The sequence below is a fragment of the Alkalihalophilus lindianensis genome (assembly GCF_032843265.1).
Lineage (GTDB): Bacteria > Bacillota > Bacilli > Bacillales > Bacillaceae_D > Alkalihalophilus > Alkalihalophilus lindianensis.
This window is the reverse complement of sequence record NZ_JAWJBA010000214.1, coordinates 1-279: the sequence shown is the minus strand read 5'-3', so window position 1 is coordinate 279 and position 279 is coordinate 1. Positions and strand designations below refer to the sequence as shown.

1 protein-coding gene is annotated in these 279 nt (G+C 43.4%); it reads right to left on the bottom strand.

Annotated features, from left to right (window positions below):
* On the bottom strand, positions 1-279 hold a 279-nt coding region (locus RYX56_RS21985), incomplete at both ends, for an FAD-dependent oxidoreductase (protein ID WP_317124067.1).

The following is a 279-nucleotide window of genomic DNA, read 5'->3' as shown; positions in this document are numbered from 1 at the left end:
GGTTGGCGGATACGGACGATTTATTTCTTCATTAATGACAAGTGAACAGTCACCAATTACAAATATATCATCAAACCCAGGAACGCGAAGATCCGGCTGAACTTTAACGCGTCCTCGCATTGCTTCAAATCCCGATTTTTCAATGATAGAGTTTCCTCTTACACCTGCTGCCCAGACAACCGTACCGGCTTTAATCTCATACGGCTCCTCGTCACCTTTTGCAACTAAAATCCCTTCAGGAGTAGCCTCTTTAATGGCTGTGCCAATTAAAAATTCTAC